Source organism: Gilliamella sp. Imp1-1, from assembly GCF_001690415.1.
In the GTDB taxonomy this organism is placed as follows: domain Bacteria; phylum Pseudomonadota; class Gammaproteobacteria; order Enterobacterales; family Orbaceae; genus Gilliamella; species Gilliamella bombi.
Map to the genome: position 1 here is coordinate 65,457 of NZ_LZHK01000045.1, position 24,237 is coordinate 89,693.

The following is a 24,237-nucleotide window of genomic DNA, read 5'->3' on the forward strand; positions in this document are numbered from 1 at the left end:
CGTAAATGTTTATAACCTCATCCCATCACAATCGTAAAATATCATTAAATAGTGCAATTCCCATTATTACCATCAATAAAAAAAAGCCAATACGAGAAAATCGTTCTTGTACTTCATTTGATAAGGCTTTACCTTTTATCTTTTCAAATAATAAAAAAACAAGGTGCCCGCCATCTAACATAGGTAATGGAACAAGATTGATAACGCCCAAACTTATACTAATAAAAGCTAGAAAATATAAGTAAGAGGTAAAACCATAACTTGCTGTTTGCCCTGCGCTTTTTGCTATTGTTATTGGTCCAGACAAATGTTTTAGACCAATAACACCTGTTACTAATTGATAAAGCGAACGAATCGTTAACTTCGTGGTTAACACTGTTTGCGCCATACCTTTATTAAAACTTTCTAAAAAACCATACTGCATAATTCTTGCATCAGACTTGGGATACAAACCAGCGACACCTTTTCCATCTATTCCAATAGTTGGCACGAGTTTAAGATAAATATCTATATTTCCTCGATTAACCTTTAACATCATTGCTTGAGCTGTTTTAATTGTATTGGAAAAATCATTCCAATCAACGTATGAGTGATCATTATAACCAATAATTTTATCCCCAACACGCAGACCTGCTTTCTCAGCAGCCGAACCCGATACAATTTTACTCACAATTGGATAAACTTTCACCTTTTCAGGAACAAAACCAAATGCGGTAATTGTCGAATCCTTTTCTATATCAAAATGCCAATTACTGATATCTACATTTTTTTTAACTTCTTTCTGGTTATCATCACCAAAGCTATCGATATAAGAAAAAGACACATTAGCTTTTCCCATTGCCGCAATTAAGGCTAAATTTACGTCATTCCATGTTTCTACTTTTATATTATCAATAGTTTTCAATTCTGCACCAGCTGGTATTATTACTGTAGAAGCTGGTGTATTAGGTATAACTTCTTTTATTTTAACAGGATAAACAACTACACCCATCAAAAAAATGATCCAATAGATAATTAAGGCTAATATAAAATTAGCAAATGGACCAGCAAAAATAATTGCAGTTCTTTGCCAAATTTTTTTTCTATCAAATGCAAAGTTTTCGTTATTGCTTGATAATGTTGTTGCTCTACCGTCGAGCATTCTAACATAACCACCAAGCGGAATCATAGCAATTACCAATTCGGTTCCGCTTAAAAATTTATGAGACCATATTTTTTTACCAAAACCAATTGAGAAACATTCAACTTGAACCTTGCACAAACGAGCAACACAAAAATGTCCAAACTCATGAATAGTAACTAATATACTCATGGTAATAACAAACAATAACAGCGACCACAACAAAATCTATTACCTTTTATAATAAGTAAAAAGCTAATGTAGCAAAAACAGGAACGGCAGCAGTTAAGCTATCAATGCGATCTAAAATTCCACCATGACCAGGAATTAAGTGACCACTATCTTTAATATTTGCTTCACGCTTAAACATACTTTCAGTTAAATCACCTAAAACCGAAACGAAAATCGCTAACAAAGAGCTAATAAAAAATGTACTGAAAGTCATGTCAAACATGTTAAGTATGTAAGCAATTAAACTAATTGCAATTGCTACACTAATACCGCCTATGAATCCTTCTATAGTTTTACCCGGGGATACTTTTGCCGCTAATTTTCGTTTACCAAATGATCGCCCAACAAAATAAGCTCCAGTATCTGTCGCCCATACTAGCACAAAGACGTAAAGCAACCAAATTGCACCCATATAAGAATTAGAATTGTAGTTAATTGCTCTTAATTCGACCATACTAATAAAGAACGGTGCTAGCGTAAAAAAAGCAAATAGTAACTTTATAAAGATTGAATTACACCAATACTTTGTCGTGGTTGGATAGCTACTTACTAAAAACAAAGCAGTTAACCACCATATGATTGATAAAAATAAAATTATACTATATAAATTCATTTTAAATTCAATAGAATCCGGAACCAAATAAAGTATGCTCAATAAAATAACTGTTGAAAAAGAAAAAATTAATTTTAAATATTTGTTTCTAATATGAAGAAACTGAGTCCACTCCCATGCGGCTAATCCACAAACCAGAATAATAGTGAAAGAAAACACGGGTAATGGAACAAAAAAAAGAACTGCTACCACAAGCGGAATAAGCACAATTGCAGCAAGTATGCGATGGATTAACATGAATGCTCCTTATTATGAATACCACCAAAGCGTCGTTCTCTGGCATTAAATGCATTGATTGCTTCATCGAATAAAGATTGATTAAAATCAGGCCATAAAGTATTGGTAAAATAGAGTTCAGAATAAGCAATTTGCCATAACAAAAAATTACTAATTCGATATTCTCCGCCAGTACGAATAACTAAATCCACTTCAGGAAATTCGCTCATACACATTGTTGAGCCAAAACGATCCTCAGTAATATCATCTAAACTGATTTCTCCGTTAGTAACTTGCATAGCAATTTTTTTTGCTGACTGCAAAATATCCCAACGTCCGCCATAGTTAGCAGCAATATTTAGTACTAGTCCAGAATTGTTTTTCGTTAAATTTTGCGCATGAATAATCATATTTTGTAAATGTTCACTAAAGCGAGAAATATCACCAATAATATTCAAACGAACATTATTTTTATTTAAACTTTTTATCTCACGATTTAATGCATAAATAAAAAGGGAAATTAGGGCAGAAACTTCATTGTGTGGACGTTTCCAATTTTCACTACTAAAAGCATATAAAGTAAGGACTTTTATCTTTATTTTTGCCGCATAAGCTACAATTTTTCGAACTGCTTTCAAGCCTGCTCGATGACCAATAGCTCGTAACTGGTTATGTTGCTGTGCCCAGCGACCATTACCATCCATAATTATAGCCACATGACTAGGAATAGATCTTTCTTGTGTCATGCAATATCTCATATTGTCGCAATCATTATATTAATTATATTAATTATATTATTTTGTCCAATTAACGCGTACCATAAACTACAATTGTTTTACCATGTGCAGAAATCAAATGTTGATCTTCAAGCATTTTTAAAATTCGACCAACTGTTTCACGCGAACAACCTACAATTTGACCTATTTCTTGACGCGTAATTTTGATTTGCATACCATCTGGGTGTGTCATTGCATCGGGTTGTTTAGCAAGATTTAGAAGTGTTTGTGCTATACGCCCTGCAACATCTAAAAATGCTAAATTACTAACTTTTTCAGATGTTACTTGTAATCGGCTAGCCATTTGACTGGCAAGACGCATTAAAATATCAGGATTAACTTGAACAAGTTGCTTAAATTTTTTGTATGAAATTTCGGCTACTTCACAACTTGTTTTAGCTTTAACCCAAGCACTTCGCTCTGTGTCTTCTTCAAAAAGACCTAATTCACCTAAAAACTGATTTTGATTTAAATAAGACAAAATCATCTCGTTGCCTTCATCATCTTTAATCAATACCGCAACAGAGCCTTTCAAAATATAATAGAGGGTTTCTGCTTTTTCGCCTTGATGTATAAGGGTACTCTTAGCTGGATATTTATGAATATGGCAATGAGATAAAAACCATTCTAACGTTGTATCCGACTGTTGTTTACCAATCATTAATCCTACCTCTCCATTTTATTTACAACACTAACACTATAACAAAGTTACGCACTAAATCATATACAAACAATCATTTTAACTACTATTTAATTAGTTTAATATCAATTGTTTCATGTAATTGAGACCAAAAAAGTGCTACCGAACCATTCTCTAATTGAAGTTTAACATCATTAACTTTTTCTTGGAGTGATTTTTCTTGTAAACCGTAGTCGGTGCCTTCACGTAATACAAAATATTCAATTAGGTTATTTAATGTTTGTGGTTCAAGATTTTGCCAAGGAATAATCATATTTTATGATAGTAAATTAGATTTCTAGTTATTTTATAACAACATTTAAATAATATAAAGCATCACCAAGTTATGCATATAGTCAATAAAAAACCACTCCGAAGAGTGGTTTTGTTTTGCACACTGCATATGATCAAATTTCAAGTTATTTTGTGTTAACTTGTAGGTTATAACCTTGAGCACCAGCTTTGTACACAGAATCGTACATTGAGTTATGAGTTTGCTTCCACTTACCATCATTGTCTTTCTCAGCACCCAGTACAATTGTAGTACCTTCAGTAAGCACTTCATCATCTTGTGCATCCACACCCCCATACTTACCTTTAAGCTTCCATTCAAATTTGAATGAAGATGTGAAATCATCACCATTATTATTTAAAACCTTAACTACAAATTTTTCGCCATATCGAGGAATAGTATCATCACTCTCAACAATAGAATAGTCAATATTACCTGGAACACCATTATCACCTACTTTATAAATAGCAAGTTTGAAGTCTGGAGAAATAATTGGACCAGGAACTACTGGAAGATCTTCATCATCAGGGCTAGGACCAGTTGGATTATTTTTTCCAGGTGGTGTAAGCTTATCTTTTTCTTCATTAGATTCTGGTTTCTGAGCGTTCCAGATATTACCAACCCTTATCCATTTACCTACATTCGGTAGACCAAACTCGGTTTTTTCTTGTAAAGTGAAACCGATTCGAGTTGCACCAGCAAATTTGTCATCAAGTTTGATTACAATTTTACCTTTTTCTCGGCTAGTTTCAAGGTCATCTTTACTATAATCTTTCAAGTTGTCTCCTACGTTGACGCTAAGCGTAAGTGAATCTAAAATCTGTCCAGTATCTTCATCACCATCTTCATCTCTTAGATCATATGAAATAACCATATAGTTACCAACGTTGATTTTATCATCTTTGCCAAGTAGGTTTTGACCTTTGTCGTCAGAGGCAAATTTTACATTAAGAGATTGAGGTGTTATACTATCAGGTCTAGAATAAAGTACTGGAGCATTACCTTCAATAGCATGTTTAGTATAAGCAGCATCTAAAGCAAATGCACTGCTTGCTGCATAACCAGCTAAAAATAAGCCTAATGCAACTTTTTTAATTGTAAAATTTTTCATGTTTAACTTCCTATTTTTCTCTATAAATTAACATGTTGTATTTATATAAATACACCATTTGTTGGTGTTCCCTATTATAGGCTACCGAATTCATTCGCTAGCCTAAAATCTATTACTCTACTAGCCTTTTAATCACTATTAGTTAACAACTACTTGTAGTTTAAATCCTTGATCTCCTGCGCATGCTAGCTGCGATACATTCATTGGTTCTAAATTTAAATGCGTTGGTGCTCCAGCAACCTTATCAATACTTTTGCCCAATGAAGCATAACTATTTGTTTTTAAACTCTTTATTTTATAGTGTACATTTTTTCCCATGGCAACATTAAACCATGGACCATTGGCATTTGATAATGAGTCCGGCAACTCAGCTGTTGCAGCTTGACCTGGACATGCCTTCTCATTCGAACCAACCAATGACCAGATAACGAAAGGCTCCACAATTTCCGTTATGCCATCAGAAGCATAAGCTTTAACATAATATTCGTTATTGACTTTCCACTCTTTTGGTCCTTGAGGATCAAATACAAGTAAATGACCGTTTTGTTGAGCAACTAATGTACCATCCTCACGATAAACTTCTAATAATCCAGCTTTACCGCCAGAAAAATCTACAGACGCTTTGTTAAATGAGGAGCCAAACTGCTCAATCTCGATAGAAAAATCAACAATACCCTCAACATTTGAGGCAACATCTAAAGTATAACTATCGCCAATCACTTCAACACCAGCAGCAGTCGAGGCCTTAGCTGATACTTTTTGTCCTTTTTTGACTTTTTCAAAAGACTTTACAATAACGCATGCTTCTTGAGCAGGACAAGCCGTAACATTTCCGGATGTACCATTAATCAGTGTTAATTTTTTACCATTACTTGTTGCTGTCCAACCTTTTAGTACTGATTCAAAAGTATTTGGTATACGTTCCATAAGTTCTTCGTCACTAAAACCATCTACATCTTGCCCTGATGCAATTGAACCATTCGGAACCTTAGGTTTAACCAACGTCGCCAACACTGTGACTGTACTTACACCATCGGCTGGATTCATCGCCATTGCTGTTTTATTTCCACCTTTATCAATTGCCCATACACCAATTTTACGCATTGCTGGGTCGGGTAATACTTCAAAACTTACAGCATTAGATGTTGCAGATTTTCCTCGGCTATCAGTGACTGATACTGATAAAGAATATTTGCCATTTGTACTAACTGGGCGACGCTGACCATTTTGATCAATATAACTAGGAGCAACAATTTGCCAATTATTTACATCGGCTGGTGGATTGAGCCATGAAGAAGCGGTACATTCACCTGTAGCAATACATAGAAAACCACCTCCAGCGTCAATTTCAAGCATATCACCAGACCATACTAAACTTGATAAGTTCTTAGCATTGTGAACACTGATAGTTAGCGGATAGGCTTGTCCTTCAATTAACTGAGTTTGCTCAAGCCCTAAATCGACCGATATTTTCTTTTCTTTATATTCAAGAACGATATAGTTATTACGATCAACTAAATCATAACGACTACCTTTTAAGGAACGAGCAGATTGAACCATATCTGGATCTAACTGATCTTTTAACGGTGTACCTATACGATAGTTCATTGTAAGTTCAGCTTTAGTTGCCTTTTTATTGTCTTGACCTCGTTTATGCTCAGCCTTAATAGTGAAAAGTGGAACTGGTGTATAATCAAGACCGACAGTAATTGCTCGCGGGTCTTTTTGTAAATTATCTTTACCAAATAAAGCAACTTTATCACCATAGTATTGTTCATACATGAGTGATCCGCCCAAATGTGGATATTGTGGTAAATATCCTTGGAATCGAACATCAAAGCCTCTTGCTGCTCGTTCTAAATAATCATCAAAATCTTTAGAATCTTTCCAGTCTGATAATGGATGATAATAGTTAGCAGCAAATTTCATATAATCAGTCCAAGCTTCGGCACCAATACCTAAACGATTGTGTGCACGCTGGAAATCATGGTCAAAAAATACGTTATAACCAAGTAACCATTTTTTATCAGCAACATCCCAACGCTGACCAATACCAAAGTTACCTATTCGACGGTTGTGTTCATATTCCTGAAATGATATTTGGCTAAATATTAATGTATCTTCTGTGTCATACCATGGGCTAAATAACTTCAAATTGACATTGTTAAATTCGCCTTTATCACTTAAATCAAATTGTAATTGAGCAGTACCAAAACGACCTAAAAAATCCTGTACAGCATTACGTACTGGATCAACAACTTGGTTTTTAACCCCATTTCGTACATAACTTTCTGCGTAATCTTTACCCTTGTTTTTTAAATGTTGGGATAGACCACCATTGTCTGGCGAAGTTATTTGTTTCCAGTCTTGGCTAGCTAAAGTTTGTAATGTTGAAGCTATTTGAGTTGATAGTGCGTCTTTATCCTTTTTTACATCGTAATTATCATCTGATCCTAATTGAGGCAAATTGGCGTGTTCATCTTTTTTATCATCGTTTAATTTAATTGCAGGTAACAATGGTGAATTCTCAGGCAGAACGATACGCTCACCAATCTCAACAACATCTTTTTTATCAAAACGCCCCGCATTCATTGCACGTAATTCTGAAATAGAGATACTACTTAAAAGTGCAATTTGATAAAGACTACGTTGCTGATTGTTAAGCATCTCACGAGCTTTCGTACCATCTTTTAACTCAATTATTTTATTACTATCTATAGGACCTTGCGATACTTGAGCTTCAGAAGCAAAAGCAGATTGCCATCCTAATGTAGCTATTACAAATGCAGAGATAACCGTTAAATTAAGATTCTTTCTCATCTTAATATTCCTTATATTTCACCGATAAAGCGCATAATATGAAATCTATTGCCAATATCAATTTCTAATTTTAAATAGCAATATAATTATTTCTTATTAACTTTTACTATTTAGATTTTTACAACTATTTTTTAATAGTTGCAATTCTATTACAAAAATGTCATTTATCAAAATAATTTATTACTTTTTTGTTATGTTTTTTGTTGAGTTTTTTATATATTTTTTATTTATCATTATTATTCAATTTATTAAGTAAAGATTTATTAAGATTTGTAAAGTTTTGTAAATTTAATAGTGGATGTAGATCTAGTTTAGTAGTGAGGAATTGCTATTTCTTTTGATATTAAAGAATTTATTGTAGGTAACTAGCTAAATAAATTATAAAATTATTCTCTAAATAAAAAAAAGACCTAATTGATAATTTAGGCCTTTATATTGTATTTTATATTTTCACAATTTATTAACCTTCATTATAAATCTCTAGGTTTTCTGATTCTTTAATGTCTGAAGATTTTTTAGTTTCATTTCTTTTCTGTTCTAATAATGACAAATAGCTATCATCAATTCCTTCAGTAACATATTTTCCATCAAAAACAGAACACTCTAAATGATGAATGTTGGAGTTTTGTTCTATAATTGAATTAATTAAATCGGATAAATCCTGAAATATAACCTTATCAGCACCAATATTTTTTGCTATTTCATCAACTGTTCGGTTATAAGCAATAAGTTCACGGGCAACTGGCATATCTATCCCATAAACATTTGGATGCCTGATTTCTGGCGCAGCAGACGCCAAATAGACTTTTTTAGCTCCAACAGAACGCACCATTTCGAGAATTTCTTTTGAGGTTGTTCCTCGCACAATCGAATCATCAACTAATAAGACATTTTTACCTTCAAATTCAATACGATTAGCATTGAGTTTTCGTCTTACAGACAATTTACGTGCGCTTTGCCCTGGCATAATAAAGGTGCGTCCAACATAGCGATTTTTAACAAACCCTTGCCGGTAAGGTTTATTTAAAATACGTGCAATTTCAAGAGCGGCATCACAAGATGTTTCGGGAATAGGGATGACTACATCAATATCAACATCTTTCCATTCTCTTGCTATTTTAGCCCCCAATTTTAGCCCCATTTGAATACGTGATTGATAAACTGAGACACCATTCATTAAAGAATCAGGTCTTGCAAAATAAACATATTCAAAAATACATGGATAATATTGAGGGTTATCCGAACATTGCTGAGAATATAATTGTCCATCTTGAGTAATATAAATTGCCTCACCTGGTTCGACATCACGTATAAACTCAAAATCGAGAATATCTAATGCTACACTTTCAGAGGCAACCATGTACTCAATTTTCTGATTCTCAAGTACCCGTTTACCAATAACTAATGGCCGTATTCCATAAGGATCACGAAAAGCAACAAGACCATGCCCAATAATCATTGCAACACAGGCATATGCGCCTTTAATTATGTTATGAACATTATGTATTGCTGTAAAAATATTGTCGGCAGTTAGTGGATAGGTGGGAAACTTGTCAAGTTCATTAGCAAGAATATTGAGTAGCACCTCTGAGTCGGAATTGGTATTAATATGACGCTTTGCTAGTTCAAATACTTTGTCACGCAACTGATCAGTATTGGTTAAATTTCCATTATGAGCTAGTGCAATACCATATGGTGAATTGACATAAAATGGTTGCGCTTCGGATGGGCTTGAGCTACCTGCGGTAGGATAACGAATATGCCCTATGCCCAAATTACCTTGCAACCGTTGCATATGATGCTCTTGAAACACATCTTTGACTAAACCATTCGCTTTGCGCAAACGAAATCGATTTTGATTATCGATAGTCACAATACCTGCTGCATCTTGCCCTCGATGTTGCAAAACAGTCAATGCATCATAAATAGATTGATTAACAGAACTATTCCCAACAATACCAACAACACCACACATACTATGGTTACCCCAAATTTATTGTACTAAAAACGAAGAAGACTGTTGTATAAAATCAAAAAACCAGCGAATAATAAAACTAAAATGCGGAATTAGCTGAGATTGAATCCAGTAAGGTGATTGTGATAACGGCGTAAAAGTATCAACTAAAAAAAGAATAGCTGCAACAACTAAAACGCCTCGTAATACACCAAAACAGATACCTAATAAACGATCAGTACCAGATAATCCCGTTTTTTTTAATAATTGTCCAATAACATAAGTCACAATCGAACAAACCAATAAGGTAGCAATAAATAAAATAACAATTGCTACAGCAATACGTATAACATCACTATCAAAATAAGTTAAATAATCAGTAATATAAATATAAAATTGGCTGGAAATAAAAAAAGCTAATATCCAGCTAACTAATGATAACGCTTCTCGAACAAAACCTCGAACAACGCTAATTAATGCAGAAAAAGCAATTACACCAATAATCGTAAAATCAGCCCAGTTCATCATAATAACTCACAACTTTTTATTAATAATAATTATTCTTTACAACTTAAAAACAAGTAGCACAACGGTCAATTAGTAATAATAATACCTTCTAATTTTGTTAGGTTATTTAAATTAATAATGACTTGTTCAGCTTGCTCTTTTTTAGCATAAGGGCCAACCTGTAACTTAATTAACTGATTAGGTTCTGGGTTATCAGGTATTGTTCTAACGCTGTAATTATTTAATCGTAATAATGCAATTAACTCTTCTATTTTTTGTTTATTTTTTAACGCAATAAGTTGGATCATATAAGGTTTAGATTCTTGCTGTGACATTGAAGGTTTAATTATATTTGTTGAATCGTCAGTATCATCAACAATATCAGATGAAGCCGATGAATTTAGATCTTGATCTGAGCCAGATAGGTAAGGAACATCTGATATATTATGGGTAAAATTGTCATCAGTATCATCAGATGGTACAACCACTTGATTTTGCTGCGTAACCACTTCAGGTTGCAAAATTGGGGTTGTTGTCGTTCGTAAGTTAGATTTATCCGTTATAATCCACGGGGTTATTGCTGCAATAATAAGTAATAATGTAGCAAAACCTACAAGGCAATTTCTTACTCTATTGGGATTATTTTCTTGATTGTCTGCCATGACTAATTCCACTTAATGCTCAATTTCAGTTAACACATCCGATACAGTATGAAATGAGCCACATACCACGATGATATCATCTTCTTTAGCATCTTGCATTGCTTTTTGATAGGCCTTAGATACAGTATCAAATGCTGATACATTAAACTCACCTTCATTAAATAAGTGCTGTTTTAATACTTCAGCACTACAACCTCGTTCACCATAAAGCGAAGCACAATACCATCTATCACCTTTTAAGATGGATAAGGTACTTTTAATATCTTTATCCTTGAGCATACCAACAACAAATCTAACTTTGCCTACTTGCAAATATTCTGCTTTTAGTTTTTCTAATTGTTGTGTTAAATAAGCTGCTGCATGTGGGTTATGTGCTACATCAAGGATAACCAGTGGTGATGTTTGAATAATTTGAAAACGTCCAATTAAGTTCGATTTTGCCAATCCTTTAGTTATTTCATTTTGTGTTATTTTAAGTGATGAATAACTTATAGCTGCAATTGCAGTTGCTGCATTAGCTAAAGGAACATTGGCAATAGGTAAATTTTTATACTGTTTAAATTTTGACTCAAAAGTCCATGAATCTTTGTTAAGTTGTTGATAATACCAATCACTATTCACTCTATAGATAGAGCAATTCACAGCTTTTGCCACATTTAAGATAGATTCTGGCACATCTGGCTCACCAACAATAGCTATACTTTTAGGTTTAAAAATACCTGCTTTTTCACGTCCGATACTTTCACGGGTATCACCTAAATAATCAACATGATCAATACCAATAGTGGTAATAATTGCCACGTCAGCATCAACAATATTGGTTGCATCAAGCCTTCCACCAAGACCAACTTCTAATATAACTACATCTAATTTTGCTTGTTTAAATTGATAAAGTGCAGCAAGTGTTGCATATTCAAAATAGGTAAGCGATATATCACCTCTGGCTTGTTCTATTTCTACAAAGGCTTTTACTGTTTGTTGTTCACTTGATTCTTGATTATTGATACGTACCCGTTCAGTAAAACGTAATAAATGGGGAGAGCTATAAACACCAACTTTTAAATTCGCTTCAAGTAATATCATTTCAAGCGTTCGACAAGTTGTTCCTTTGCCATTAGTGCCAGCAACGGTAAAAATATAAGGCGCTGGTTGTAATAAATCTAGGCGCTGAGCTACAGCTTTTACTCGTTCTAAACCTAAATCAATGGTTATAGGATGTAGTTGTTCTAAATAATAAAGCCATGTCTTTAGATCTGACATGGCATTCAGTTGGTTATTTGTCATACTCAATTAAACTGTCTCGTTAAGAATAACTTCATTAAACGGATCTGGTAGTTTCATTAATTTTGTTATTAAACTGGCAATTTTAGAACGCATATCTTTGCGATGAATGATCATATCAATTGCCCCTTTTTCAAGTAAAAATTCACTACGTTGAAACCCTTCTGGTAATGTTTCACGAACAGTTTGTTGAATCACTCTTGGACCGGCAAAACCAATTAATGCTTTAGGTTCAGCAATATTAATGTCACCCAACATTGCCAGACTTGCCGATACACCTCCCATGGTAGGGTCGGTCATTACTGAAATATATGGTAAACCTTCATCTTGCATTTTAGCAAGAATAGCGCTCGTTTTTGCCATTTGCATTAATGAAAATAGCGCCTCTTGCATTCGAGCACCACCACTTGTTGAAAAGCAAATTAAAGGACATTTATCCTCAATGGCTTGCTCTGCTGCGCGAGTGAATAATGCACCAACAACAGAAGACATTGAACCACCAATGAACGCAAATTCAAAACAGGCAACAACTACTGGTACACCAAGCAATGTTCCCTTCATGACAACCATTGCTTCTTTTTCGTGAGTTTCTTTTTGAGCTGCTGTTAATCGATCTTTATATTTTTTTGTATCTTTAAATTTTAAGATATCTTTAGGCATAAGATCTGCACCAATTTCAATATCCGAACCTTCGTCTAAAAAACGGTATAAACGCACTCGGGCAGGGATATGCATATGGTGGTCGCATTTTGGACAGACCTCTAAATTAAGATCAAGTTCAGCTTGATAAATGACTTGCTCACAGTTAGTGCATTTTGTCCAAACGCCACCAGGAATATTCGCCTTTTTATGATCTGACGATATATTATTTTTACTAAGAATTTTTTCAATCCAGCTCATTATGATTCTCTCATTCTGGCACTTTTTACAAATTTGAAGATATTGTACAATACTTTGCACTAATTCTTAATAGCTGTTTTTATTTTTATGTTATTTCACAACTAACTTTATAAAATAAAACAATATTTTGATGAAGATTTAGAAATAAAATTTGCTTAAAATCGAATTTAAAATAGCTAACACTCAACAGATAACTAATCTACTGAAATATCATTTTGTTTAAAAATATAATTAATATGATCTTAAAAAATTATTGGTATATAATTGGTAGAAGTTTATTTTCCATTTTTTGAGATAAGGGGTTATAGATGGACAAGGAAAAATCAACCGCACCATCGTTTCAAGATGTATTAGAATACATTCGTTTATCACGCCGTTTAAATAAATTAAAACGTGAAATATCAGATAACGAGAAGAAAATTCGTGACAACCAAAAAAGAGTACTACTACTTGAAAACTTGAGCGAATATATTAAACCAGATATGACTTATGAAGAACTTCAAGCGATTATTGCGAACATGAAAAGCGATTACGATGATCGTGTTGATGATTACATTATTAAAAATGCTGAAATTTCAAAAGAACGTCGAGAGATCAGTAAAAAAATGCGTAGTTATCGTTCTAATTAAAATTTATTGTGCTGTAATTAGCGTCCATTTTTATTGTGGGCGCTAATTTTATAAACTAAATCAGCCACCTGCTAGCTTTACTTTAAATCCTTTATCTTCTAGCAATGACTTTAATAAATCACGTTTATCACCTTGTATTTCAATAACACCATCTTTAACTGCTCCCCCACAACCACAACGTTTTTTTAATTCTGCCGCTAACTGTAATAATTGAGTATGATCGATATCAAATCCAGTAATAACACAAACACCTTTACCTTTACGGCCTGATGTTTGTCGTTGAATTCGAATAATACCATCCCCCTTAGGGCGTGAGATAAGTGTTTGGGTCGGTTTAATTCGACCTTTATCGGTCGAGTAAACAAGTGGATTATCAGACATAATAATATTATTAACTCTTACTTGTATCTAGTGTTGCTAAAATTGTTTGTAAAGCTTTAGCAGGATCTTCTGCTTGGGTAATTGGGCGTCCAATGACTAAATAATCAGAACCTGCAGCTTGAGCTCGCTGAGGCGTCATAATACGCCTTTGGTCATCAGAATTAGTACCCACTGGTCTAATACCTGGTGTCACCAATTTAAAATCACTGCCCAAACGAGTTTTAAAACTTTGTACTTCTTTTGCTGAACATACTACACCATCAAGCCCGCAGTTTTTAGCAAGTATTGCTAATCTGGTTGCTTGCTCTAAAGGTGATACGTTAATACCAATTTCTTGTAGATCAGCTAACTCCATGCTAGTTAATACTGTTACCGCAATCAAAATAGGGGCATCTTTACCATATGAATAAAGCGCATCTTTAGCAGCTGTCATCATGCGTGAGCCACCACTAGCATGAACATTGGTCATCCAAACACCAAGGTCAGCAGTTGCAGCAATTGCTTTTGCGACAGTATTTGGAATATCATGGAATTTAAGATCTAAAAAAACATCAAAACCTTTTTTCATAATTTGCTTGATAAAGTCAGGTCCTGCATGTGTAAAAAGCTCTTTACCAATTTTAATGCGACAATCTTTTGGATCTACACGATCAATAAAATTCCATGCCGATTTAACATCTGGAAAATCAACTGCAACAATAATTGGTGATGCCATAACTTATTTATTCCTTCTAATCAAAATTCTTAGCTATTCTTTCTAACAAATTCATTCAAATCAGCATAAAAAATACGAGCGCTTTCTTTATAACCTCGTAAAGTTTGATGCACTAAATCTGGGCGTGCTAACCCCCGTTTTCGCCACTGCTTAATAGAATACTTTCCCCCCATTGCCACTTGCCAATCCCAAAATAATGTTTTTTCAGATTTAGCAACTTGTTTTTGAATATCCATTATCTTTGCAAAAGACTTAGGCATATTTGTTTCATTTGCCATAGTATCAGGCGGTGTCATTATCAAGATCGTAGCATTGGGTAATGTTTTACGAATCAGTCTAATATTATTCACTAAATTTTTTCGATATTGATTAGCATCTAATGCTCCATCAAAACTTTCATTTGTCCCGTATTCTAAAATAATTAAATCACTTTGTGATATAGACAGTTCTTTAAACCAATCTTTCCCCCACTTTTGCCAAATTGTTTGTTTAGCTCCATTAGTGGCAATAGATGAAACAATAACACCTGGTTGTTGATAGCGAGTCAACCAAATTCCACCAAGCTCTATATCTTTTTGACCTTTTATAACCAATGGCATTTTAGAAACAACCGAAGCTGTTTGCCAACTATTTGATTTTGGAGTATTGCTTAAATTAATTTTATGATTATTAGCATCATAAAGCGCTAATGAATTTGTGTTATTTTTAAGTGTTTTAAAGGTTAACTTAACTTGCCAATCTTTATTATTAGAGCCTCTTGGTGTAATTCGGATAGTGGCAAAATCTTTATTTGGTTTAGCGATAAAACCACCCATAGGAAAATCCAAGTTACTTAAAGTTCGGCTACTTAGCACATTCCAATTTTTGGAATTCCACGTAACAGCTGCATGGCTTTGTCCTTTTATAGCTACAGGCGTTATCCAGCCAATACCAGCATTACCATACTTTTGTTGCATTAATGTTCTTAACTCACCAGTAAAAAAATCAGCGGCTGAATGTGAATCACCAAATTGAGTAATATTGACCACTTGATCCGTTTTTTTATTATCCTCTAACGATTTTAAACGCATTGCAAATTGTTTAGCATTAGGATCACCAAAATCAACAATAGTAGATACCGTGGTGGTTTTACTTTCAGCTACACTACAACCAACGGCAATTGTTACTGCAATTACGGTTATAATATACTTTAAAGATTTAATCATTAAAGGTATCCTCTAATTCTTTATAAATTATTTGTTCCATAATCGCTTTTGCCAAAATTTTTTGACCAGTTGGTGTAAAATGAACTCCATCATCAACTCTTACTTTAATTTTGGCTTTATCGGTTTCTATGAAATTACTGAACTTTTCGTATGTACAACCCAATAATTCGTTTGTTGTTAAGAAATGTTGTTGAGTTTTTTCTATTTCAGATTTATATAAATTATTTAGATAAACCATTCCATTATTTAATTTGTGTTTACGCATACAAGGCGCAGCAAGCCAAAGTACTTGAACATCATTTTCTATAGCACTATTTAAAATAGATGCAATACGCAAACGGTAGTGCTCTTCCCATAATTCAGATTTAAATTTAGCGTATTTGGCATAACCTTTAACAGGAAAATCCCAAGGATCATTAGCACCAAGAAAAACGACCAATAATTTTATTGAAGGATCAGCAATTAGATTATCATTAATTGTTTTTGGCCAATCGAAAGCACTTGGATAAGCAAGTCCTGTACTCTGTTTGCTCAAATCAATACTTTCTATTTTATACTGCTTAAACAACATTTTTTTTACATATGGTGCAACGCCTTGCATTAAAGAGTCACCTGCAAAAAATACCTTATCATTACTTGTTAGAACAATCGGTAGCGGTTCTTGGATTGATTCAATATCCTTATGAACTTCATTATTCCTATCTTGAAGTACAGATGCTATTTCTGGCTTATTTTGATTAGTAGTATCAGAATGTATTTTTAAATTGTAATCCGCACCAGTATCTTCACTTTTTAAATTTTTGTTTGTAACTACTTCTTCGATTTTTTTATTTTGTTTTATCTCTTCAAACTCATCCGTTGCTAACTTGGATGTTTTATTTTCAGTAACGGGTAACGCAACATCAATCGGTTGAGTAAGTGAAGTTGATGTTTGTGTGGTTGTATGCTCTTGATCATTTTGCTCATCAATATAGTTTTTTTCAAAATCTTGTGGTGAAATTTCTTGAGAAGCAATCGTATTACCATCAAATAAATTAGTATGGTATGCTTGCTGGCAATAAATCAATATAGATTTATAATAAATCGCAATTAATGCAATAGCGGTAACAGACATTATAACTAATATATAACGAGCTGATAAAGGGCTGCCAGTAAAAACAAGAGGTGTGTTTGTTTTTTTGTGAAGATTTTTTTTAATTACATTTTTATTCAGCGATTTATGACGTTGCCGTTTCAAACTAGATTTTGGTTTTTTATTATTTTTTGAGAACGATTTTTTATATATCATCATAATTAAATTAATATAATTAAAAATTAGCGTAAATAAAGTTTGGCATACCTGATGGTGCAATATAAATAACCAACCACAGAATTAAAATAAAAATTAATGGTAAATATAAATGCGGTATTTTGGTTAACTGAATAATAAACCAATCAGTAAAAGTTTTACACATCGGGTAGGTAAAGTAAATGAAACAAATCACTAAAAATGCCCCTACATGATGCGGTTCTATCAAGAAGTTATGCATTAATGCTGTCATATAATCTACTGCATCAGGTAAACTGTCACTATTAAAAAATAACCAGGTGAAACAGACATAATGCCATGTTAATAACCGTGCTATCCATGGTGAACGTGTAGCTATCCAACCTTGCCCAAAATAACGATCGCCAATGTTAAGAGCCACAATACCAATGCCGTGACATGCCCCCCAAATAATAAAATTAATGCCAGCACCATGCCATAATCCAGATAGTAACATTGCCAACATAACATTGATTTGAGTCCGAATAAAACCTCGACGACTTCCTCCTAAAGGAATATAAATATAATCGCGAATCCAACGAGATAAGCTAATATGCCAACGTGACCAAAAATCTCTCAAATTTAATGCTAAATAAGGGAGATTAAAGTTAATTGGTAAACGAAATCCTAGCAATAAGGCAATACCTGTAACTAAATCAGTATACCCTGAAAAATTTAAATAAATTTGCATTGCATAAGCATAAAGACCTACTAGTAAATCAATTACACTAAATTCTAACGGGTTAGCAAATATTGGTTTAACCCAATATTCATTAATTAAACCACCTAAGCAGTAAACCTTGATTACAGCCAAGATAAGCAGCATAAATGCACGAAATGGTTCTAGAATTTTACGAGGCTGACTGATGCTAATTTGAGGTAAAAATTCTTTAGCTCGATTAATCGGACCCGCAATAATACTTGGAAAAAAAGACAAAAATAAGGCAAAATCCCAAAAGTTAGCAACGGGTAACTCTTTCTTTTTTACCGAGACTAAATAACTTACCGAATGGAAAGTATAAAATGAGATGCCTATTGGAATTAGTACGGTTATAACAGGTAGTAAAACTGGTAAATCTAATAAATTAAGCAGATCCTGCAACTCATAACGAAAAAAATCAAAATATTTAAACAACGCCAGATTAATTATTGATAAGCATAATCCTAAAATTAACCACCGTTTTGAGTGACGTTCAGATGTAGCAATCAGTACTGAGAACAAATAGATTGCACAAGTATAAATAAAAAGGATAAGCGAAAATTGCCAGCTATAACTGCCAACAATAAGATAACTTGCTACTAAAAGTAGAATATTTTGTATTTTGGGTGATAAGTGACATCCCCAATACAAGGCAAAGAAAGCGATAAAGAGTAAACCAAACTCTATAGATAAATAACTCACTGCAATCCTTATTACTTAACAGTATACTTTACTGAAAATTTTTGACGAAACCCTTTATAAAATACTTTACTTTTGGCTAGCTAATCAATTCTGATTGAGCAAGTACATTATAAACAATCAGTTCTTTATTCAATCCAGTAACAGTTAATAACTGATTTCTTGCCTGCAACCATAAATTATAGAGCTCAGAAATTTTTTCATTGCTTTTAGTGGCAAGCAGTCGAACCAATGGGACTTGATCACGATTAACAATAAAACGCCCCACTTTTTGCTTCGCTTTAAGCGCATCACTTAATAAAGCACAAAACCAAATAACTCTTTCAATAAATTCTTCATGATCAAAGGTTTTAGCCAATTGCCAATAATTGTTTTGTGGTACAACTTCTAATAAATGATCACAAAATGCTTTTCGTTGTTGCCACTTTTCCGGTACCAATAGTGCAAGTGCTTTTAGAGGTGCATTTTCGCTCAATAATAACGCTGAGGCAAGCTCATTATCGCTGTATTGCTGATCGCGTTGACTTTTTAACCATTCAATGGATTGTTCCAATTTAGGAATAGGTAAAAAATAAGAAAAACAGCGACTATGAATTGTTGGAAGCAATTTGCTGTTATGTTCATCACTTAAAATAAAATATGTGTTTTCTGGTGGTTCTTCTAACGTTTTTAACAATGCATTGGCGGCAGCTTCGGTCATTAAAGCTGCATTTTTTATCCAAATGACTTTATTTCCACCTTGCTGAGATTTTTCGTAAACTTTGTTTGATATTTTACGGATTTGATCAATACCTATTGACTGTTTAGATTGTTCATTAGTTATTACATAATAATCAGGATGATGGTGAGACAAAAATAATTGGCAACTATGGCAGTTTAAGCACGGCTCCAATTGTTGTGAAGATTGGCATAATAAACGGCTTGCAATCTTTGAAACAAACTCATCTTCACCACTACCTTGGACATAATTAATTAATAAAGCATGATGAGCTCGTTTGTGCATAATTCCAGAAGCTAATTGCTGATACGGCAACGAAAGCCAAGGATAGTCATTTAAGATCATTCAATATCAACCTGTTTAGTTAACCATGCAGTTAAAATTTGTTCAATTTGCCCATTCACATTGTCGATTGATTTTCCTGCATCAACTGTAATGATGGTTTTATCTTGTTTAGCAAGTTCTAAATAACTTTGACGAGTTCGTTCAAAAAACGGCAATGACTGTTGCTCGATACGATCGAGTTTACCTCGAGATCTTGCTCGCATTAATCCTATTTGAGGATCAATATCCAAATATAAAGTAAGATCAGGTTTAAAATCACCTAACACTTGTTCTTTCAATGTCATCATAAAAACTTTATCTAACTGGCGCCCACCACCTTGATAAGCTTGCGTTGATAAGTCATGACGATCACCAATAACCCATCTACCTGCATGAAGTGCTGGTTTAATTACATTATCGATCAGCTGAATACGTGCGGCATATAACATCAATAATTCGGCTTTATCAGTCAAAAGCTCATTATCTAAACCATTTTTAATAATATTGCGTAATGCTTCAGCAATCGCTGTTCCACCTGGCTCTCGAGTAAACTGCAAATCACCAATATTGTGTCGATTTAAAATACGAGCAACGATATCAATAGCGGTGGTCTTACCTGCCCCTTCAAGCCCTTCGACGACAATAAATTTGCCGGTCATACTAAATTCCTAATCTATTTATAATAAGCCTGTGTTTAATATTGCGCTATTGTACGCTATTTTTACTGATTATTTTAGTTTGAATTATTAATACTTTTTTCAATTTTACAATTAATACCTTCATTATTAAATTTTAAATATTTTTTTGATGTTAATGAAGCAATAAGATGAAAAGCAAAAAATATTCATATAGAATATTGATTTTATTTAATTTTTATCAATAACAGTCCTAGATTACACAATGAAGTGCAATTCTTCTTAACTCCTTAGAATAAAAATCGGCAGGGCTTTTAAACTTATGCCGTTTTCTTGGGCTTGTGTTCAATAGATATTGTATTTTCTTTATCTGTTTGTCGTCAACTAATGAAATGGCCGCTGACTTTGGTATAAACTGACGTATTAAGCCATTGGTGTTTTCATTTGTGCCTCTTTGCCAGCTTTTATAAGGCTCCGCAAAGTACACGGCGGCGTTTAAATAATGCTCAATAGCATGATGATAATTAAATTCGGTTCCATTATCAAATGGTGATGCTTTTAACCATTTTTTTAAACGGCGTTAGCAATTTTATTATCATATCTCTCGTTTCGGAGGCGGTACGTTGATTGAGGTGCCCAATTAATACTAGCCCTGTTTTGCGTTCAACTAATGTCACCAATGCTTGCTTGTCTTTACGGCTAATAATCGTATCTCCCTCCCAATGTCCTCGCGTTTTCCGGCTTTCTACATAACTTGGACGTTGTGTAATTGACCGTTTATAACGGCGGTCTCCTTCTTTAATACTCGGTGCCTTACAATGCCTATAGGCTTTGCCTTTTCGCCTTAGATAAGGTTTGAATTGTTCATAGCGCGCTTTATTTTGATAAAGATAGTTATAGATTGATTGGACGCTGACTTTCTTTAAACGTGCAGCAATCTGCTCTGGGCTGTAATAAAGCATGAGGTATTTTTCAACTTGGCGCCATACCGAAGACTCTATTGGCTTACCGTTACCGCTGTTTTTTCGCCTTTTCCTAGCTAGGGTTACCGCATCATGTGCTTGATAGGCTTGATTAGGTTTTGAGTTTCTTTTTATCTCTCGACTTATTGTCGAAGGATGTCTATTGAGTAGCTGGGCTATCTCTTTTTATATTCTTTCCGGCTTGTAATAATACGAAAATTTGGTATCTTTCCTTCCTAGAAAGGTGATTATAATACATAGCAATCTCCAAACTGTGGTGGTGCGAAGGTGCTAGTATAAATCGCCTTTCTACTTTCTTCACTCCACCGTGTTTAAAATTGCACTTCATGTTTGAATCCAGGAGTTAAACTTCTACCTGCTAGTGAAATACACGAAAGATAAATAAGATATATATTTAATTGTAGGAATTATTTGCGCTTTTTGTGGCTAATTGACAAGAGTCTCATTGGATATAAAACACTAAAACAGGCAACAAATTTTAACTTAAGTTGTGAACTAACTATAAGGTATTTACATAACTATTCATTTTTTAGGTTATATTTTTGTAAAAAATATTCAAGATTTTATATCTGTTTTATGATTAATTGAAAATTCGCAGTATCTCATTTGTTAAAATTTGTAATAATCATCGTATCAATCAAAAATATACTAAACTAACTTATCTTCAAATGAATTGGAAGGCAAAAGACGTATTTATCCTTTAATCAACATACCAGATAATAAGCAAATATTTAGTAATTTGAAAGAGAGAAAACCAAATTTTAAGCAACTTTTCAATAATATGACTTATAAGTATAAGTAGTTTAGAGGATTATTTTAACCGTGTAGTATAAACAACTCACGTTTTCCCACAAATTATAAATTAGAGTGAGAAAAAAATTATTATCTGCCACAATAGTAGCAGATAATAAGCAAAAGTATATTAACGAACATCAGCACAATTTAAGCAATAAATATAGCGATTTTGCGGATCATTAAACTTATTCCATAAAGAAACATGCTGTTTAAGTTGTTTTGCTTCAGGAAGTTGTTCAAAAAATATTTCTGCCGTTGATTTAGGCAACATGGCTATCATATTTGAATAAAATGCATTAAACCAATTTCCCTTTGGCTTTTGCCAGTCGATCTCATAATCAGTTAAATTAGCTAATGTTGCTGCTGTTTCAATGGCATCATCAAAGTCACCTAATTTATCAACAAGTCCAATTTTACTTGCTTCTGAACCAAGCCAAACTTGTCCTTGTCCAATTTTATCGACTTGTTCAGTTGTCATATTTCGTGCTTTTGATACTAACGAAATAAATGTTTGATAGCCACTATCAATATTTAATTGAATTAATTGATTCATTTCGGTTGGTAGATCTTGCGCAAAGTTATTACTTGCTAGTGGAGATGTAGTTACACCATCGCTATAAACACCAATATGAGATAAAGATTTTTCGAATGTTGGAATAATACCAAAAATACCGATAGAACCAGTAATTGTATTTGGGCTTGCAACTATGTAATCTGATGCGGTTGATATCCAGTATCCACCCGATGCAGCCATTCCTCCCATAGAGATAACTACAGGAATCTGGTAATCACGTAACGCTTCTAATTCACTACGAATTGCTTCTGACGCATCCACACTCCCTCCTGGGCTATTTACTCGTAATACTATTGCTTGTGTGTTATGTTTATTTAAGTTTTTACGGATTTTTCTCAATTGTTCAACAATGTCTTGGCTACCAGCGATATTACTACTATTTTCACCATCGGTAATAGTACCATTTACAAATACAACCGCAATTAATGGTTTGTTGCTTCCATTATCACTATCTAAATTTGTATCTTTTGACTTAAGTTGATAGTCATAAATGCTGATTTGATGTTGCTGATTAAGCTCAGATTCAAATTGATAGCTAGATGCAATTTCATCGACCAATCCATTAGACATAGCATATTGAGCCATATTACCATTAGCCACTTTTAAATTGGTCAACATAGTCTCTGGAGTCGGAACCAATTGGGTATCGGCCTTTTTCCGTTGTGTTGAAATGTCTTGAAGATAATTGTTCCACATAAGTGTTAACCAACGTGTCGTATTGCTTTTTGCTTCTTCTGACATATCATCACGAATAAATGGTTCGATGGCTGATTTGTAGGTTCCTACTCTAAAAACATGTGTGTTAATTTTTAAATTATCAAGCAAAGTTTTATAGTATAGATTGTTGGTCGCTAGACCATATACATTAACTGAGCCAAGTGGTGTTAAATATATTTTATCAGCATAGCTGGCTAAATAATATTGGCTTTGATTGAAGTTAGAACCATAAGCATAAATTGGTTTATTCGCCTTACTAAATTTGGTTAAATATTTACCAATATACTGTAGCGAACTCACATCAGCACCAACAAAATGATCTAATTTAAGAACCATGCTTGTAATCTTTGGATCTGCTGTGGCTTGAGCTATTTTTTGAGTTAATTCAAATAAACTATTTTCACGAGAGGTATTTACTTTTTTACCGTAGATTTTGCTTTGTAAAGCATAAATTTCATCACCGTATAATGTGTTGTCAACAACTACTCCTTCAATATCCAATACCAATGTTCCATATTGTGGAATAATTTCTTGTTTTTGTGTTTCTTTGACTAATGCGATGACGCTAAAGGTTAAAATAATAATAATTAGAAATATTAGATTAAGAAATATTTCTCTTATTAAGTTAATTACTTTCCATATTGATTTAATGACAGATAAAGCAGACATAATAAATGATCCTTTCATAGATAGT

General features: G+C 33.5%; 23 protein-coding genes and 1 pseudogene. 1 reads left to right on the forward strand and 23 read right to left on the reverse strand.

Going from position 1 to position 24,237, the window contains the following annotated elements:
• Positions 1-25 precede the first annotated feature (25 nt).
• From rseP to accD, 12 genes are all read right to left on the reverse strand, one after another.
• Positions 26-1,345, reverse strand: coding sequence for an RIP metalloprotease RseP (rseP, locus tag A9G38_RS04245; RefSeq protein WP_051634144.1), 1,320 nt, complete (start codon positions 1,343-1,345; stop codon positions 26-28).
• 13 nt (positions 1,346-1,358) lie between these two features.
• Positions 1,359-2,201 (reverse strand): CDP-archaeol synthase, encoded by an 843-nt coding sequence (locus A9G38_RS04250; RefSeq protein ID WP_034910265.1) that lies wholly within the window; start codon positions 2,199-2,201, stop codon positions 1,359-1,361.
• A complete protein-coding gene (locus tag A9G38_RS04255) occupies positions 2,195-2,926 on the reverse strand; it encodes an isoprenyl transferase (RefSeq protein WP_218056491.1) in 732 nt (243 codons plus the stop codon). The genes A9G38_RS04250 and A9G38_RS04255 overlap by 7 nt, the downstream gene beginning before the upstream one ends.
• 61 nt (positions 2,927-2,987) lie before the next feature.
• Positions 2,988-3,617, reverse strand: a complete 630-nt coding sequence (gene crp / locus A9G38_RS04260) for a cAMP-activated global transcriptional regulator CRP (RefSeq protein ID WP_034910269.1) — start codon at positions 3,615-3,617, stop codon at positions 2,988-2,990.
• A gap of 85 nt (positions 3,618-3,702) precedes the next feature.
• On the reverse strand, positions 3,703-3,909 hold the full coding sequence (locus A9G38_RS04265) for a YheU family protein (RefSeq protein ID WP_034910272.1): 207 nt from the start codon (positions 3,907-3,909) through the stop codon (positions 3,703-3,705).
• A gap of 145 nt (positions 3,910-4,054) precedes the next feature.
• Positions 4,055-5,038 carry a hypothetical protein gene (locus tag A9G38_RS04270; protein ID WP_034910274.1) on the reverse strand — a complete coding sequence of 328 codons (984 nt, stop codon included), beginning with the start codon at positions 5,036-5,038 and terminating at the stop codon, positions 4,055-4,057.
• A 138-nt stretch (positions 5,039-5,176) separates the two neighbouring features.
• On the reverse strand, positions 5,177-7,858 hold the full coding sequence (locus tag A9G38_RS04275; RefSeq protein ID WP_051634145.1) for an inverse autotransporter beta domain-containing protein: 2,682 nt from the start codon (positions 7,856-7,858) through the stop codon (positions 5,177-5,179).
• 460 nt (positions 7,859-8,318) lie between these two features.
• On the reverse strand, positions 8,319-9,833 hold the full coding sequence (purF, locus tag A9G38_RS04280) for an amidophosphoribosyltransferase (RefSeq protein WP_034910277.1): 1,515 nt from the start codon (positions 9,831-9,833) through the stop codon (positions 8,319-8,321).
• 18 nt (positions 9,834-9,851) lie between these two features.
• On the reverse strand, positions 9,852-10,337 hold the full coding sequence (locus A9G38_RS04285) for a CvpA family protein (protein ID WP_034910331.1): 486 nt from the start codon (positions 10,335-10,337) through the stop codon (positions 9,852-9,854).
• 68 nt (positions 10,338-10,405) lie between these two features.
• Complete coding sequence (locus A9G38_RS04290; RefSeq protein ID WP_051634146.1) at positions 10,406-10,981, reverse strand: SPOR domain-containing protein; 576 nt, start codon at positions 10,979-10,981, stop codon at positions 10,406-10,408.
• 12 nt (positions 10,982-10,993) lie between these two features.
• Positions 10,994-12,265: a bifunctional tetrahydrofolate synthase/dihydrofolate synthase gene (gene folC / locus A9G38_RS04295; RefSeq protein WP_034910335.1), complete on the reverse strand. Its 1,272-nt coding sequence runs from the start codon at positions 12,263-12,265 to the stop codon at positions 10,994-10,996.
• 6 nt (positions 12,266-12,271) lie between these two features.
• Positions 12,272-13,162, reverse strand: a complete 891-nt coding sequence (gene accD, locus A9G38_RS04300) for an acetyl-CoA carboxylase, carboxyltransferase subunit beta (protein ID WP_034910279.1) — start codon at positions 13,160-13,162, stop codon at positions 12,272-12,274.
• 308 nt (positions 13,163-13,470) lie between these two features.
• Between accD and tmaR the strand changes: the two genes are divergently transcribed.
• Positions 13,471-13,791: a PTS system regulator TmaR gene (gene tmaR / locus A9G38_RS04305; RefSeq protein WP_034910282.1), complete on the forward strand. Its 321-nt coding sequence runs from the start codon at positions 13,471-13,473 to the stop codon at positions 13,789-13,791.
• A 60-nt stretch (positions 13,792-13,851) separates the two neighbouring features.
• On the opposite strand, the gene yciH is transcribed toward tmaR, so the two are convergent.
• From yciH to sppA, 11 genes and pseudogenes are all read right to left on the reverse strand, one after another.
• Positions 13,852-14,172 (reverse strand): stress response translation initiation inhibitor YciH, encoded by a 321-nt coding sequence (gene yciH, locus A9G38_RS04310; RefSeq protein ID WP_034910285.1) that lies wholly within the window; start codon positions 14,170-14,172, stop codon positions 13,852-13,854.
• A 10-nt stretch (positions 14,173-14,182) separates the two neighbouring features.
• Entirely contained in the window at positions 14,183-14,887 is a 705-nt protein-coding gene (gene pyrF / locus A9G38_RS04315; protein WP_034910287.1) for an orotidine-5'-phosphate decarboxylase, read from the reverse strand.
• A 29-nt stretch (positions 14,888-14,916) separates the two neighbouring features.
• Complete coding sequence (locus A9G38_RS04320) at positions 14,917-16,092, reverse strand: GDSL-type esterase/lipase family protein (RefSeq protein WP_051634147.1); 1,176 nt, start codon at positions 16,090-16,092, stop codon at positions 14,917-14,919.
• Positions 16,085-17,329, reverse strand: a complete 1,245-nt coding sequence (locus tag A9G38_RS04325) for an SGNH/GDSL hydrolase family protein (protein WP_162162638.1) — start codon at positions 17,327-17,329, stop codon at positions 16,085-16,087. The genes A9G38_RS04320 and A9G38_RS04325 overlap by 8 nt, the downstream gene beginning before the upstream one ends.
• A 70-nt stretch (positions 17,330-17,399) precedes the next feature.
• Positions 17,400-18,800 carry an MBOAT family O-acyltransferase gene (locus A9G38_RS04330; RefSeq protein WP_034910291.1) on the reverse strand — a complete coding sequence of 467 codons (1,401 nt, stop codon included), beginning with the start codon at positions 18,798-18,800 and terminating at the stop codon, positions 17,400-17,402.
• 76 nt (positions 18,801-18,876) lie between these two features.
• Positions 18,877-19,860: a DNA polymerase III subunit delta' gene (holB, locus tag A9G38_RS04335; RefSeq protein WP_034910293.1), complete on the reverse strand. Its 984-nt coding sequence runs from the start codon at positions 19,858-19,860 to the stop codon at positions 18,877-18,879.
• Positions 19,857-20,498 carry a dTMP kinase gene (gene tmk / locus A9G38_RS04340; RefSeq protein ID WP_034910296.1) on the reverse strand — a complete coding sequence of 214 codons (642 nt, stop codon included), beginning with the start codon at positions 20,496-20,498 and terminating at the stop codon, positions 19,857-19,859. Before tmk ends, holB begins: the two co-directional genes overlap by 4 nt.
• A 229-nt stretch (positions 20,499-20,727) precedes the next feature.
• Positions 20,728-21,006: pseudogene (locus A9G38_RS12775) on the reverse strand (IS30 family transposase); the annotation flags it as partial.
• A gap of 10 nt (positions 21,007-21,016) precedes the next feature.
• The gene (locus tag A9G38_RS04345; protein WP_081297948.1) at positions 21,017-21,616 is read right to left on the reverse strand and encodes an IS30 family transposase; all 600 of its coding nucleotides are present in this window, start codon (positions 21,614-21,616) and stop codon (positions 21,017-21,019) included.
• Positions 21,597-21,785 carry a hypothetical protein gene (locus A9G38_RS04350; protein ID WP_065574542.1) on the reverse strand — a complete coding sequence of 63 codons (189 nt, stop codon included), beginning with the start codon at positions 21,783-21,785 and terminating at the stop codon, positions 21,597-21,599. Before A9G38_RS04350 ends, A9G38_RS04345 begins: the two co-directional genes overlap by 20 nt.
• Before the next feature lie 594 nt (positions 21,786-22,379).
• Positions 22,380-24,230: a signal peptide peptidase SppA gene (gene sppA / locus A9G38_RS04355; protein WP_034913805.1), complete on the reverse strand. Its 1,851-nt coding sequence runs from the start codon at positions 24,228-24,230 to the stop codon at positions 22,380-22,382.
• Between the last annotated feature and the right edge of the window lie 7 nt (positions 24,231-24,237).